At 73.1% G+C, this 13,772-nt stretch carries 10 protein-coding genes; 1 reads left to right on the forward strand and 9 read right to left on the reverse strand.

Translation table 11 applies throughout. The features are described 5' to 3' along the window. The first annotated feature begins 177 nt into the window (after positions 1 to 177). Entirely contained in the window at positions 178 to 1,434 is a 1,257-nt protein-coding gene (locus tag IG64_RS10920) for an acyltransferase family protein (RefSeq protein WP_037854479.1), read from the forward strand. A gap of 220 nt (positions 1,435 to 1,654) precedes the next feature. Here IG64_RS10920 and IG64_RS10925 read toward each other — a convergent pair whose 3' ends face one another. The 9 genes from IG64_RS10925 to IG64_RS37535 all read right to left on the reverse strand — a co-directional run. Beyond that, positions 1,655 to 3,085 carry a DUF6177 family protein gene (locus IG64_RS10925; RefSeq protein WP_037854482.1) on the reverse strand — a complete coding sequence of 477 codons (1,431 nt, stop codon included), beginning with the start codon at positions 3,083 to 3,085 and terminating at the stop codon, positions 1,655 to 1,657. Between the two features lie 8 nt (positions 3,086 to 3,093). Beyond that, the gene (locus IG64_RS10930; protein ID WP_037854485.1) at positions 3,094 to 7,071 is read right to left on the reverse strand and encodes a type VII secretion protein EccC; all 3,978 of its coding nucleotides are present in this window, start codon (positions 7,069 to 7,071) and stop codon (positions 3,094 to 3,096) included. Between the two features lie 82 nt (positions 7,072 to 7,153). Next, positions 7,154 to 8,464 carry a hypothetical protein gene (locus IG64_RS10935; RefSeq protein ID WP_037854487.1) on the reverse strand — a complete coding sequence of 437 codons (1,311 nt, stop codon included), beginning with the start codon at positions 8,462 to 8,464 and terminating at the stop codon, positions 7,154 to 7,156. Positions 8,465 to 8,523: 59 nt separating this feature from the next. Beyond that, positions 8,524 to 9,879 carry a type VII secretion integral membrane protein EccD gene (gene eccD, locus IG64_RS10940; protein WP_037854489.1) on the reverse strand — a complete coding sequence of 452 codons (1,356 nt, stop codon included), beginning with the start codon at positions 9,877 to 9,879 and terminating at the stop codon, positions 8,524 to 8,526. A 76-nt stretch (positions 9,880 to 9,955) separates the two neighbouring features. Continuing rightward, positions 9,956 to 10,297, reverse strand: coding sequence for a hypothetical protein (locus IG64_RS10945; protein ID WP_037854490.1), 342 nt, complete (start codon positions 10,295 to 10,297; stop codon positions 9,956 to 9,958). A gap of 175 nt (positions 10,298 to 10,472) precedes the next feature. Beyond that, a complete protein-coding gene (locus IG64_RS10950) occupies positions 10,473 to 10,916 on the reverse strand; it encodes an HD domain-containing protein (protein WP_037854591.1) in 444 nt (147 codons plus the stop codon). Positions 10,917 to 10,990: 74 nt separating this feature from the next. After that, on the reverse strand, positions 10,991 to 11,785 hold the full coding sequence (locus IG64_RS10955; protein WP_037854492.1) for a DUF6508 domain-containing protein: 795 nt from the start codon (positions 11,783 to 11,785) through the stop codon (positions 10,991 to 10,993). 12 nt (positions 11,786 to 11,797) lie between these two features. Next, a complete protein-coding gene (locus tag IG64_RS10960) occupies positions 11,798 to 12,196 on the reverse strand; it encodes a hypothetical protein (protein ID WP_037854494.1) in 399 nt (132 codons plus the stop codon). Between the two features lie 21 nt (positions 12,197 to 12,217). Then, positions 12,218 to 13,772, reverse strand: a 1,555-nt coding sequence (locus IG64_RS37535; RefSeq protein WP_234438466.1) for an ADP-ribosyltransferase, incomplete at its 5' end; no start/stop codon positions are given.

Below are 13,772 nucleotides of genomic sequence, written 5' to 3' on the forward strand. Positions count from 1 at the left end.
CGGTCAACTGGTCATGACCAATCCGGACATTGAGGGTTCCGGCCCGTGCGGCCGGTGTGGTGCGCGCCACCACCCGGTCACGTATTCCTCGCAGAATTCTGGGCAGCCGCCGCGCATAGCCGGGATCGCCGTCGGAGGTTCCGCGAAAACCGCACGGACGACGCTAAGGTGCCTCAGATGTTCCACGCTGCCTCCTCCCCCGGCCAGAACAGAACACCTCTCCCCCCAGCCCAGGCACCGGTTCCGGAAGGGCCGGTCCCGGACGGACCCCGCAGCGGCGCGGGCCGGTCCGGAAAACAGCGCGATCCCTTCTTCGACAATGCGAAGTACCTCGCGATCGTGCTGGTGGCGTGGGGACATTCCTGGGCCCCCGTGATGAGCGGCAACCGGTTCCTGGAAGGCGCGTACAACGTCGTGTACCTCTTCCACATGCCGGCGTTCGTCATCATCTCCGGTTTCTTCTCCCGTGATTTCGATCTGCGGCCGAGCCGGGTGAAGCGGCTGATCACCGGTGTCGTCGTGCCGTACGTCCTGTTCGAGACGGCGTATTCACTCTTCCGTGTCATCGCCGGCGGTTCCGGTGACCGGTCCGTCAGCCTTCTCTCACCCTGGTACCTGACCTGGTTCCTGTGCGCCCTGTTCATCTGGCGGCTGACGGCTCCCGTGTGGAAGCTGGTGCGCCACCCCCTGCCGGTCGCCCTCGGGATCGCGATGCTGGGCTCGGTGTCCCCGGCCATGGGCGGCACGCTGGACCTGCCGCGCGTCCTGCAGTTCCTGCCCTGCTTCGTGCTGGGGCTGTGCCTGAAGCCGGAGCACTTCCGGCTGGTGCGCCGCCGCTCGGTGCGGCTGCCGGCGGCCGCCGTGTTCGCGGCGGCGCCGGTCCTCGGCTGGTGGACCGCGCCGAGCGTGAACACCGGCTGGCTCTACCGCAACGGCGCCGCTCAGGACCTGGGCGCGCCCTGGTGGGCGGGGCCCGTCATGGTGCTGGTGACGTTCGCGGGCGCGGTGCTGCTGACCGGGTGCTTCCTCGCCCTGGTGCCCGGGCGCCGGATGTGGTGCACGGCGCTCGGCACGGGCACGCTGTACGGCTATCTGCTGCACGGCTTCGTGGTCAAGGGCGTGCTGTACGCGGGCTGGTTCGAGACGCCCTGGCTGCACAGCCCGCTCGGCGCGCTCCTCGTCACCGTGCTCGCGTCGGCCTGCGTCACCCTGCTGTGCACCCGGCCCGTGCGCGAGGTCTTCCGGTTCGCCGTGGAGCCGAGGATGGAGTGGGCCTTCCGGCGGGAGCCCGCGCGCCCGGACAGCGGTCGCGCCGGTGGGGTGGACGGCGGTCACTCCGGTGGGAAGGGCGGCGGCCACGCCGCTGGGGCGGGGCACGAGGCCTTGGCCGGCGCGGGTGCCGGGACCGCGGCCGCTGGTGCCGGGGCCGCCTAGGTGTGCTGTTCGGACAGGTTGGTGACGCGGCTGGCTGGTGGGTGGCCGCCGACGGCGCCGCCGCGCTGAGCGGGCGCACGCCCCGGCCGACCGCCCTCCTCCGCGCCCCGGGCGTATGCCGCCTCTCGAAACCGGCCGGCCGCCTGTTCCTCCGCTCGCCTCCGCCGGACGGCTGTGGCCGCAGGTCCACGCCGGACGGCCGGGGCCGTCCGGCACCCGGTCAGGCGGGCGGCTCGCCCTTCAGGTGCCGCATCAGCCGCTCGAAGTGCTGCCAGCCCGACAGGTCGGACGGGTCGCCCGGGAAGTCGTAGTACAGCGCCGGGCGGGTCTTCGGGCCCAGTTCGCGCGGGCGCCGGCCGAGCGGGGTGTTGCGGGCGCGGTCGCCGGGCATGGCGCGTACCTCCTCGGCGCCGAGGACGAAGGCGTACGGGACGCCCGGACCCTCGAACCGCGGCGGCACCGACAGGTCGCGGCGGGCCCGGCGGATCTGCACCAGCATGGACTGCAGGTCGTGCCGGGTGGCGAGGATCTCCGCCGCGCTCGGCACCGCGTGTGCCGGCACCTCCTGGCCTGGGCCGTAGCCGAACGCCAGGGTGACGTCCTCCTCGACGCCGCCGGTGGTGCGCGAGACGCGGACGGTGGCGAGGCCGGGGCGCTCCGGGGTGCCGACGACCACGAACCAGGTCGGCTCGGGCGCCCGTTCGTGGGCGACGTCGGTGAACTGGCGCAGGGACCAGGGCAGGTTGGCGGGCTCCTCGGTGCCCCAGCCGGCCGGCGGCTCGCCGGTGATCTCGCGCCACACGGCCTCCAGGGCGCCGCCGAGGACGAGGCGGTCGTCGGCGGGGTGGACGGCCCGGTAGGAGATGGCGAGCTGGCGTTCGCCGGTGTCGGCGACGTCCCGGGTGAAGGCGGCGGCGACCGGGGTGCGCGGGTCGTCGGGGGTGGCCTGCGGTGACTCGACGGTGACGAACAGGCCGTTGTTCCACTCCAGGACGGCGCCGGACAGGCCGTCGTAGTAGCCGTCCTGCTCGTCCTGGACGACCCAGCGCGAGGGCCAGCCGGGCAGGGCGGTGCGGACCGCCGGGGACAGGCGGGTACCCGCGGGGGTGACGATCTGCAGGCCGAGGCCGGCGTCGGCGGCCGCCCGGAAGGCGTCGGCGAGCCAGGCGGTCATGGCGACCACGGGCCGGTCCTGGATGACGACGGCGACCTTGTCGGTGAGGACGTCCACGGCGGGCTGGGCGGCGGCGGGCACGGGGGCCACGCTCACCCCGTCGGTCTTCACCACGGCCAGCGACCGCGCGGCCTCGGGGGGCCAGGCGGTGCCGCCGACGAGGGCGGCGAGCCGGGCCGCGAAGGTCCCGGCGAGGTCCTCGCCCTCCTTGACGCCGGTGGTGGCGCGGGCCTCGGTCCACCAGTACGGCACCTCGGGCTCGCTCGCGCCGAGCAGCCGCTGCGCTTCTCCCCTGACCTGGACGAGCAGCGGTGCCTCCACGGAGACGAGGGGCCTGCCCTCTTCGTCGCAGAGCCGCACCACGGCCCCGCCGTCCTCGGCGCCGACCAGTTTGTCGGGGCCGCCGGAGAGCAGGCCCGCGATCACGCTCAGCGGGTCGGGCATCTTCTTGGTCAGGGCGACGACGTCCTTGGTCATGACTTCTTTCACCTGTTCCCGGCGTAGACGGTCTGGATCAGCCGGTTCGGCTCGCCCCGGCGGACCAGCACGCCGCGGCCGGGCGGCTGCTGGCTCGCGTAGACGCCGGGGAAGAGCTGGCCCTCGCCGCGGTCGCCGGACATCACGAGCGCCGCGGAGCCGGACTCGCGCAGGCCCTGGAGCAGCGGCTCGTACAGGCCGCGGGAGGCGCCCGCGACCCGGCGGGTGAGGACGAAGTGCAGGCCGATGTCGACGGCGGAGGGGATGTACGGGACGAAGGGGGCGAGGGGCTGCTGTCCGGCGGTGGTCAGGACGTCGTAGTCGTCGACGAGGATGACGATGCGCGGTCCGGAGCCCCAGCTGCCGGGTTCCAGGTCGGCGGGGTCGGCGCTCTCGTCGGGCAGCCGTTTCTCCAGTTCGCCCGCGATGCCGGTGGCCAGCGCGCCGGCCAGCTTGGCGTTGTAGGCGTAGCCGCCGCGGTACTCCTCCGGGACGGCGCCGCGCAGGCCGCGGCGGGGGTCGAAGACGCCGAAGACCAGCTCGTCGTCGCCGTACCGTTCGATCAGGCCCTCGGCGATCACCTTGAGCAGGTTGGTCTTGCCGCACTCGCTGTCGCCCATGATCATCAGGTGCTGGTCGTGCTCGAACAGGTCGAGCAGGACGGGCGCGAGTTTCGTCTGGTCCAGGCCGACGGGGACGCGGCGCGGCTCGGCGGCCGGGCCGGGCAGCAGGCCCGGTTCCAGCAGGTGCGGGAGGACGCGCACCGGCTGGGCGACGTCGCCGGTCCAGGTGGCGCGGACGGTACGGGCCGTGCGTTCCAGTACGGTGCCGAGTTCGGCGGTGTCGCCGAGGCCGTCGGTGCGGGGCAGCGCGACCTGGGCGAAGAGTTTGCGGTCGGTGAGGACGCGGCCCTTCTCCTCCGGGGAGAGGGTCTCGGCGAGCTTGCGGTCGATGCTGGACTCGCTGGGGTCGTTCAGCCGCAGTTCGACGCGGGTGCCGAACTGGGACTGGGTGGCGATGCGCACGTCGTTCCAGCGCAGCATGCCCGCGACGACGTGGATGCCGTAGCCGCTGCCGCGCTTGAGGATGTCGACGACCGCGTCGTCCAGTTCCTCGAAGTCGTCGCGCAGCGCGCCGAAGCCGTCGATGAGCAGCACGATCTCCGTGGACGCCAGTTCGGGCAGCCGGCCCGCGGCGCGCAGGGTGCGCAACTGCTCCAGGGAGTCGATGCTGTGGATGCGGAACAGTTCCTCGCGCTGGTCGAGCATGCCGCGCACCGAGTCGATGGTGCGGGCGGCGCGCTCGCGGTCGGCGCGGCCTGCGACGCCGCCGACGTGCGGCAGCCCGGACAGTGCCTGGAGGCCGCCGCCGACCAGGTCGAGGCCGTAGACGCCGACCTCCTGCGGGGTGTGGGTGAGCGCCAGGGACAGGGCGAGGGTGCGCAGCAGGGTGGTCTTGCCGGACTGGGGGCCGCCGATGACGGCGGCGTGGCCGCCCGCGACGGTGAGGTCCAGGTACCACTGGCCCTGCCACTGCTTGGTCGGGTCGTCCAGGACGCCCAGCGGCACCTGGAGCGGGCCGCGCCGCCTGGCGAGCTGCATGCCGCGCGCGCCCACCTCGACGGGCCCGGCGACCTTGTCGAGGGCGACTGCGTCGGGCAGCGGGGGCAGCCAGATGCGGCGTACGGTGCGGGCGCCCGCGTTCTCGATCTGCCGGACGAGGACGCCCATCTCGGTGGGGCCGGTCTCGCGGCGCCGCATCTGCGGTTCCTCGGCCCCCGCGGACTCGTCCTGGCCGAGGGTGTTGTACGCCGCGTACTCCAGGGCGAGCGGCCCGGTGTCCTCGGTCTCGCGCTGCACGGGGCCCCGGTAGGCGCCGGAGACGTAGCTGGCCTTGAACCGCTCGTAGTGGCTGGTGTCGACCTTGAGGTAGCCGAAGCCGGGCAGTGGGGGCAGGTGGAAGGCGTCGGTGGTGTCCAGGACCGTGCGGGACTCGTCGGCGGAGAAGGTGCGCAGGCCGAGCCGGTAGGACAGGTAGGTGTCCAGGCCCTTGAGCTTGCCGCCCTCGATGCGCTGGCTGGACAGCAGCAGGTGCACGCCGATGGAGCGGCCGATGCGGCCGATGGACAGGAACAGGTCGATGAAGTCGGGTTTGGCGGTGAGGAGTTCACCGAACTCGTCGATGACGACGAACAGGTGCGGCAGCGGTTCGAGGTCGGGGCGCTTCTCGGCGCGCAGGGCGGCGTAGTGGCCGATGTCGGCGACGTTGCCCGCGTCCTTGAGGACCTGCTGGCGGCGCTTGACCTCTCCGGCGAGGGAGGCGTGGACGCGTTCGACGAGGCCGGCCTGGTTCTCCAGGTTGGTGATGACGCCGGCGACGTGCGGGAGGTCGGCGAACGGGGCGAAGGTGGCGCCGCCCTTGTAGTCGACGAGGACGAGGGCGAGGTCCTCCGGCGGGTGGGTGGCGACCAGGGCGAGGACGAGGGTGCGCAGCAGCTCGGACTTGCCGGAGCCGGTGGCGCCCACGCACAGGCCGTGCGGGCCCATGCCCAGTTCGGAGGACTCCTTCAGGTCGAGCAGGACCGGTTCGTGGGCGTCGCTGACGCCGATCGGGACGCGCAGGAAGGCGCGTTCGCCGCGGGGCGCCCACAGCCGGTCCAGGTCGAGACGGGCGACGTCGTCGATGCCGAGGAGGTCGGCGAAGTCGACGGGCCCGGTCAGCGGGGCGTCGACCATGGACTCGGCGGACAGCCTGAGCGGGGCGAGCATGCGGGCCAGGCCCTCGGCGAAGGGCACGCCGACCTCGTCGACGGTGCCGTGCGCGCTGACCGGTTCGGCCTCCCGCAGGTCCTCGATGAGGATGCGGTCCTCCTCGACGGTGATGCGCACGCCGACGCTGCCGGGTTCCTGGACGCGTTCGTCGAGCAGGTGGAGCACGGTGACGCTCATCTCGCGCAGGCCCACCGCGTCGTCGGGGCGCGGCAGTTCGACGGCGTCGGCGCCGTGTCCGTCGGCGACGACGAGGAGCCGGGAGGTCATGGCGAGGGCGTCGGGGCCGGACAGGCCGCGCCGCACCTCGGCGGCGTAGGAGGCGCGGCGGCGCAGTTCGGCGCCGGTCTGCCGGGCGAGCCGGGGCAGGGAGGGGGCGATGCGGCGGGCGGCGACGGGGCCGTCGAACTGCTCGGTGTCGAGCAGGTGCGGCAGCCACTTGGCCCATTCCCAGTCGCCGATCCGGTCGCCGGGGGCGGCCAGGGCCATGGCGACGTCGTCGGGGGCGTGGGTGGCGGCGGTCTGCACCATCAGGGCTCGGGCGACGCGGAGGGTGTCCTCGCGGCGGCCGATGACACTGATGTTGCCGACCCGGTCGAGCGGGACGGTGAGCGGCAGTTCGGTGCCGGTGCTGAAACGGGACATCAGCGCGGACGCCTCGTTCAGCATGAACTGGTCGGGCGGGGTGAGCACGGAGGAGCCCTGCTGGGCCACCTTCAGGTCCCGTACGGGCATCTCGCCGGTGCCGACCCGCACCCGCAGGAAGTCCCCGTCCGTCCGTCGCCGCTCCCACAGCCGGGCGGGGTCGCGCACGATGTCGTAGAGGGCGTCCGGCGGCGGGTTGAGCACCTGCGCCCGCTCGCGCCGCTCGCGTTCCTCCCTGGACAGTTCCTCGCGCAGGTCCTCCAGGTAGGCGAGGTAGGCCTCGCGCTGGGTGCGGCGGGTGCGCTGCGCCTTGCCGCGCTGGGAGAAGACCAGCGTCAGGGAGCCGGCCAGGGTGACGACGAGGATGATCGCGCCGAGGCCGGCGAACTGGCTGTTGCGCACGACCGTCATCATCACGACGGACGACATGACGCCGGCCACGGGCAGCAGCGAGGTGGCGATGGAACCGGCCTTGCCCTCGGGCAGGTTGGGCGGTGCCTCTATGGTGCGCGGCTCGGGGGCGGCCGGGGGCCGGGTGGTCCGGGCCGGGCGGTGGATCAGTCGGGTGCTCATCGTGGGTGCCTCGTCCTCGTGTTCCCCTCGTCTACGGGGTCCAGCGGCTCGTCTACGGGGTTCGGCGGCGCGTCCGCGGGGTTCAGCGGCGCGTCTGGGACAGCCGGAAGACCTCGGCGGCCAGGGCGGTCGCAGCCTGCCGGGTGGCGCGGGCGAGCAGGTCGGTGCGGATGGCGCCGCCGGCCGCCAGGTGCCGGTCGTAGGGCAGCACGCGGACGGCCGCGCCGGTCGCCTTCAGCTGCTCGGCCGCCTTGCCCAGGTCGACCCCGGTGTGCGGCACGGTCTCGGTGAGCACGACGACGGTGGAGGTGGTGATGGAGCGGGGCAGTCCGCGCATCCACTCCAGGACGGCGTGCGTGCTGGCGAGGCCCTCCAGCGTGGCGGGCACGGTGAGCACCCGGGCCTGCGCGGCGGACAGCGCGGTACGGGCGACCTCGGCGGGCAGGGTCTCGCAGTCCACGACGGTCACGCCGAAGTAGCGGCGCAGCGAGACCATGACCCGTTCGTAGCCCCTGGTGTCGAGCATCGCCCCGACCTGCCCCTGGCTGCCGGGCAGCAGCCAGGCGTTGTCGGGGAGCTGGACGAGGTAGCCGGTGACGTCGAGCAGGGACATCTGCGGTTCGACCAGGCCGGCCAGGTCGCCGGTGGTCCAGCGCAGGCTCTCCGCGCCGAGCCGCAGCGGCAGCGAGCCGAGCGCCGGGTCGGCCTCGACGACCAGCACCGGGTCCTGCCGGTAGTGCGCGTAGGTGGTGCCGAGCAGCGCGGCGACGGTGGTCTTGCCGGAACCGCCGCGGATGGAGGTCACGGCGATCTGCCGGCCGGTGGTGACGGCCTGCTGGAGCACCTCGGCGGTGGCGGTGGTCTCGGCGACCTCGCGCGCGGCCGAGGAGGAGACGGTACGGCGCACCGCGCGCAGCGCCCGCGCCGTGAACGGCTCACCGCGGCGCGGCTTGCCGCCCGCGGCGGCCAGCCGCTTGTCGACCACGGGACGGGAGTCGGGGGCGGCGGTGCGGTGGGCGTGGGGCGCGGGCCGCGCGGCGGCGCCCTGCGGGGCGGGCTGGGCCTGGGGCACGGGGTGCTGGGGCGCGGGGTACTGGGCCGGGGCCTGGGTCTGGGCGGGGGCCTGCTGGGGCGGGTAGCCGTACGCCGGGCTCGCCGCCGTGGCGGGCGCCGGGGCCGGGGCCGGTGTCTGCTGCTGTTGCCCGGGTGCGCCCGCGGGCGGCGCCTGCCGCACCTGCGGCTGGGCCTGCCCCCGTTGCTGCGGCTGTTGCTGCGGCAGATCCTGCTGCGCCCGCCGCACCTGCGCCGGTTCCTGTTCCTGCGGTTCCCGCCGGGACGTGCCGCTCCTCAGATCGCGCAGCACGTCGCTCTGCCAGTTGTCCCCGTTCGGCATGTCGCCTTCTTCCCTGCCTCGTCATCCCGCCCGGAGCGCCGGCGCGTCGTCCGTCAGTCTCAGAACTTGTCGAGCAGTTGCCCGTAGATGCCGAACACCCCGACGGCGAGCGGGAACAGCCCGATCACGCCGAGGGACTCGATCAGGTCGGCGAACCGCCGCAGCCGCACCCGCACGTGCTCGGGCGGCTCCACCGCGAGGACGAGCAGCGGGAGCAGCGCGGCCACGCCGAGCAGGACCAGCGCGCCCGCGCCGCCCGCGTGGTGCATCCACAGCACCGCGAGCCGCACGACGAGCACGGCCGCCGCCGCGAACAGGGCCACGACCTCGGCGACCAGCGGGAAGGCCCGCGCCCGGGAGAGCAGTACGACCGCGGTCAGCGAGGCCAGCGTCACCGTCCACGCGGTCGGCCGCTGGGCGGTGGTCAGCAGCCAGCCGCCGGCGGCGGCGGAGACGGCGGTGACCACCGTGGCCAGCGCCAGTCCGCGGTGGGTGGCGGCGAGGGCGTTGGCGACCTGGTGGCGGCTGACCGAGACGCCCGAGCTGCGCCGGTCGTCGAGTCCGGTGAGCCCGGAGGCCATCAGGGCCAGCCGCGGCAGCAGTCCGAGCAGGACCACGGAGATCACGGCCATCACCGCGCCGAGCCGGTCCGGCCGGTCCTGGAGGGCGGCTGCGGCCTCCCACACGAGCGCGATCACGGCTGCCGCGCCCGCGCCGACGAGGCCGCCGCGGCCCAGCGGTGAGAAGTAGGCCAGCAGTACGAGGGTGACCACCAGGGCGCCGACCACACCGGCCAGCCGGGCGGTGCCCGACCAGCCGTAGGCGTCGGCGGCGGTCCACGCGGTGAGCAGGCCGAGCCCGCCGGTGGCGAGCAGCAGCGCGGTGGCCAGTCCCCGGTTGCCCTGGCCGATCCGGGCCACCAGGGCACCGGCGACCAGGCACACGGCGGTGACGGCGGCGAGCGCGGCGGTGACGTTCTCCAGCGCGAACTCCCGCCGGGCGAGCAGGCCCGCGGCCACCGCGAAGGCCACGGTGGCCACCCCGGCGCTGGCCCGGCGCGCGGCCGGGCGCCAGCGCCAGGCGCGCAGGTCGAGGTCGTCGGCGACCTGGTCGGTGACGTCGTGCACGACCGGCGCGGGGGGTGCGGCGTGGGCACGGACGAGCTGGAGGACCGCGCCGTCGGGGACCTCGGCCGAGGACAGGGTCGCGTCGTGCGGCAGGACCGAGCCGTCGGAGGTGATCAACTGCCGGGTGGCCGGCCGCGTGGACGCGCGGTCGTCCAGCAGCCGCAGGATGTCGGGGAGCAGTTGGCCGATCGGGGTGTCCGAGGGCAGGACGATGTCGGCGCGTCGGCGTTCACCGACCAGGGTGACCCGGCTCAGCTGGGTCCGTGACGTCGTTGCTGTGCTCACCACTCACCGGAACCTATCATCGCGATTTCTCCGTCACCGGCCCTGCGTGACGTGATCATGTCGGTCGCGCACAGCTTCCTCACCGCTTCTCCCCCCGCCCGCCGGGCGCCTTCGACCCGGAGGGCGTACCGGAGGCGGACGGTCCGCCCGACGCGGAGGGGGACGGGTTGTACAACTGCTCCTGCTGTTGCTGCTGCTTCTTCTGCTCGGCCTTCTGCTTGGCCAGGGTGGACTGGAGGAACGACCAGCCGACGCATCCCGCGCACAGGACGGCGGCGATGGCGATGCCCGCGAAGACCTTGCCGAGCCGTTCGTCCACCGTGCGCCGTCCGCGCTGCGCGCCGAACAGCAGCGCGTCGCGCATCCGGCGCCGGCGCACCGCCACCGACTCGAGCAGCTGGCTGTCGTAGTCCCGTGCCATCCCGTCGTCCTGTGCGTAGCTGTAGGTGCGTGCTCGTGCTGTGTACGTGCTGGTGCTGTCGTAGGTGCTGGTGCTGTCTGAGTGCTCGTTGGCGTGTGCGTACTCGTGGCGTGTGCGCGCCCCGTGCCAGGTGCGAACGGTCGGTCGTGCGGTCAGTGGCGGGGCGGTCGTGCGGTCAGTCGTCCGGGCCGAGGCCGAGGTGGCCGCGCATCGTGGCGTACTTGTGCGCGAGCCGCCGGGCGGTGGGCTCGTCCAGGACGGCGAGGCGGCGCGGGTCGGCGTTGTGCGCGAGATCGGCCGCCTTGACCAGCCGGGCGCCGGGAGTGGCCAGGATCCGGCGCGCGTACGCCTCCGGTTCCTCTCCCGGCCGCTTGGTCACGGCCCGTACGACGTCCTTGGCCCGCTGCGGCAGCGGGGCCGCGTCGAGCCACTCCTCACCGAGCGCACCGTCCTCCAGGGCGTCGTGCAGCCAGGCGGCGGCGACGAGGTCGTCACCTCCACCCCGTGCGCGAACCCCCTCGGCGACGGCCGACAGGTGCTCGGCGTACGGCCGTCCGGCCTTGTCCGTCTGCCCGGCGTGCGCGGCACGGGCGACGGCTTCGGCCTCGGCCGGACTCATCTGCGCCCCGGCCCGCACCGGCGCCTGCGCCCGCTCCGCGCGGGGCGACCTTTCCTGCGGCATCGCGGATCCCCCTACTTCGCTTCCGCAACATAAAGCATGAACGGGCCGCCCGTACACCCGGGGTGCGGCCCGGCGGCCCCTGCCCTCTCGTCCCGCCTGGAGGCATTCCAGGTGCGCAAGGAGAGCGCAACGGCGTCCAGCAGACCGATCTTCAGCGCCGTGGCCAGTGTTCCCTCGCACAACCGCTCGCCCCGCACGATCGCTGTGGCGGCGCGTACCGCGTCAGCGGGGTGCAGGGCGCCGACGGGCGCGTGCGGGTCCATGGGGTTGTCGACCCAACGGTGCTCCGGGGTGACGGCACCCACCCCGCTGAGCGCGTGGACGGCGCGCCACAGCGGTTTCGTGTAGACCGGGAAGGACACGTGGTACACCCCCTCCCGCAACAGCTGTCCCCCGCCTGATCCGACCTCGCGGTCCTCGTCCGTGAGCAGGTCGAAGGCGTCGGACAGCTCCTGCCAGGCCTGGCTGTCGCACGGGTGGAGCTGGGCGAGCAGACGCTGGTCGTCGGCGGCCGTGACCGTACGGGAGAGTTCCTCCAGCGCACCGACGGAGTGGGCGCCGGTGACAGGACCGGCACCGGGTTCCCGGCTGAGCGAGGCGACCACGGCGTGCGGCGCCAGGCCCTTCCCTTGGGCCTCGTCCAGTTTCCGGTACCACTCCCGTCCCGCCTGGTAGGCACCGAGACTGCTCGCCGGCCGATCGATCCAGCCGACGCCGTCGAAGTCGCCCCAGGCATAGCCGATGACTTCACCGTCGGGGGTGGTGGCAGTGGTGTAGTGGACGGGGTGGCGCGTACCGCTCGACATGTCCGGCGGTGGTCAGTCCTGGTCGGCCAGGTTTTTGACGGTGCCCAGGTCCGGCGCCTGCCGCAGGGAGCCGGGAACGACATGGCTCGGGCCGGCGGGGTCGGTGTCCCGGACGATCTCGGCCAGGGCCGCCGTCGGGCGCAGGCCCCGCGTTTTGGCGTCCCGGAGCTTGGAGACGTACAGGGCCCCCCGGTTGAAGGCCTCGTCGCCCCCGGCCCGGCGTACCTTCCAGCCTGCGGCGTCGTCCTCGTCGTTGGCCCAGACATAGCCCAGGACCGTCCCCTGCGGGTTCGCCACGGTCACGAACTGGACAGGCTTGTCAGTGCTGCGGGCGTAGTGCGGCGCGCTGGCGACCTCGTTGAACCGAAGGGGCTCGGTGGTCCGAGGAGAGACGTGCCGTTCGCGGCTCATGGTGTTGCCTTCCTGTACTTGCTATCTGGGCAGGACTTCCCCGTACACCTGCACCTGGCCATTTTCCATGAACACGCGTGTCACCCGGTATGCCGTGCCTCGTCCGAGCAGCAGTTCCCGCTCACCCATGCCGAATTTGCCGACCTTCTCGACCCACAGGGCCGGAGTCCCCTTGGGGACCCTGAGATGCAGGATCGCTTCGGAGTGCGCGAAGGCACTCACCGGATGGTCGCCGAGCGACGTCGACAGGTATCCGGGGTCGCCATAGGTGTTGTGCAGCATTTCGAGCGGATCGTCGAGCTGGAGGTGCCCGATGCCGGTGCCACGGACGACCATCACGTCCTCGGGAACGGGGTGGCCGGCGAGCGCCTTGTCGACCTCGTCGATGTTGTGCTGGACATATGGGCTCCACTTCGACGCGTCGCCCCGCAGGTACCCGTTCATCTCCTTGTACGTGCCCCAGCCGTCCGGATGCGGAGCCGGAAGGTTGTAGTCGGGCTCGTCCGTGTAGTCCCACACCGCCTTGCGCTCGACCTCCGGCATGTTCTCGGCGTAGTGGTTCCAGTACGCCTGGCCGTATTTGATGGCATCCGTGTCGGCGGCGAAGGACCTCGTGCCGTCGGAAATCTCCGCGTACGCCACTTGATGCTGCTGGGCGGGCGTGAGCCTGTCCCACTCGGCGTCGGACACGAGCGGCTTGTACTCGAACGGCTCCCCGGCGGCCCCGTGCCCTGGCCCGTCGATGCCCGCGTGCTCCGCGGTGCCGTGGTGAGCGGCGGTGTCCACTGCGTGGTGACCGAGGTCCGTGGAATCGCCCGCATGCACGGGCTCGTCCGCATGACCCGCGTGGTCGGCGGAGTGGTCACCGCTGTGGTCCGGGTGGCCGCTTTCGTGGTGGTCATGCTCCGGCCCGTGGGAGGAGCCGCCGCTGTGGCCGCCGGGTGTGTCGTGGGTGGGGCCGTGCGAGCCGCCGTGATCGTGACCGTTGCCGTGGCCACCGCTGCCGGGGACGTCGTGGGTGGGCGTGCCCGCGGGGGTGTGCTCGTGCGAGTACGGGGTCGCCGTGTGGTCGTAGGAGGTCGGAGTGTGGTGGTACGAGGTCGGAGGGGTGTGGTCGTAGGACGACTGAGGCACCGTGTGGTCGTACGAGGACGAATGTGTCGTGTGGTCGTACGAGGACGAATGTGTCGTGTGGTCGTAGCGGCCGGCCGCGTCGGTCGTGTGGGTCACGCCGTCGGCGCCCGTGTGGACGCCGGCGTAGACCGGCTGCTGGCCGTGGATCGTCCAGTGGTCCGGCAGGTCCGGGACCTTCGGGAGGTTCGGGGCGGCCTCGTGCGGGATCGGTGTCGTGTCGACGACGCCGTCGGGCGTCATGATGTTGCCGTGCGGGTCCAGCAGGCGCCCGTCGGGCAGGTGGACCGAACCGTCCGGCAGCGTCGGCATGTCGATCTTGCCCATGCCCTTCAGGGCCTTGGAGATGTCCCCGATCTTCGACAGGCCCGCGCCGGCGCCCTTGGCGACATACGTCATCGGATCGATGACCCTGCCCGCCTTCCCCGCCACCGACAACGCCTTC

This window comes from Streptomyces sp. NRRL S-340 (assembly GCF_000720185.1).
GTDB lineage: Bacteria > Actinomycetota > Actinomycetes > Streptomycetales > Streptomycetaceae > Streptomyces.

Coding starts and splice junctions, on each gene's coding strand:
- IG64_RS10920 (WP_037854479.1), top strand. CDS start 178: ATGTTCCACGCTGCCTCCTCCCCCGGCCAGAACAGAACACCTCTCCCC.
- IG64_RS10925 (WP_037854482.1), bottom strand. CDS start 3,085: ATGACCAAGGACGTCGTCGCCCTGACCAAGAAGATGCCCGACCCGCTG.
- IG64_RS10930 (WP_037854485.1), bottom strand. CDS start 7,071: ATGAGCACCCGACTGATCCACCGCCCGGCCCGGACCACCCGGCCCCCG.
- IG64_RS10935 (WP_037854487.1), bottom strand. CDS start 8,464: ATGCCGAACGGGGACAACTGGCAGAGCGACGTGCTGCGCGATCTGAGG.
- IG64_RS10945 (WP_037854490.1), bottom strand. CDS start 10,297: ATGGCACGGGACTACGACAGCCAGCTGCTCGAGTCGGTGGCGGTGCGC.
- IG64_RS10950 (WP_037854591.1), bottom strand. CDS start 10,916: ATGAGTCCGGCCGAGGCCGAAGCCGTCGCCCGTGCCGCGCACGCCGGG.
- IG64_RS10955 (WP_037854492.1), bottom strand. CDS start 11,785: ATGTCGAGCGGTACGCGCCACCCCGTCCACTACACCACTGCCACCACC.
- IG64_RS10960 (WP_037854494.1), bottom strand. CDS start 12,196: ATGAGCCGCGAACGGCACGTCTCTCCTCGGACCACCGAGCCCCTTCGG.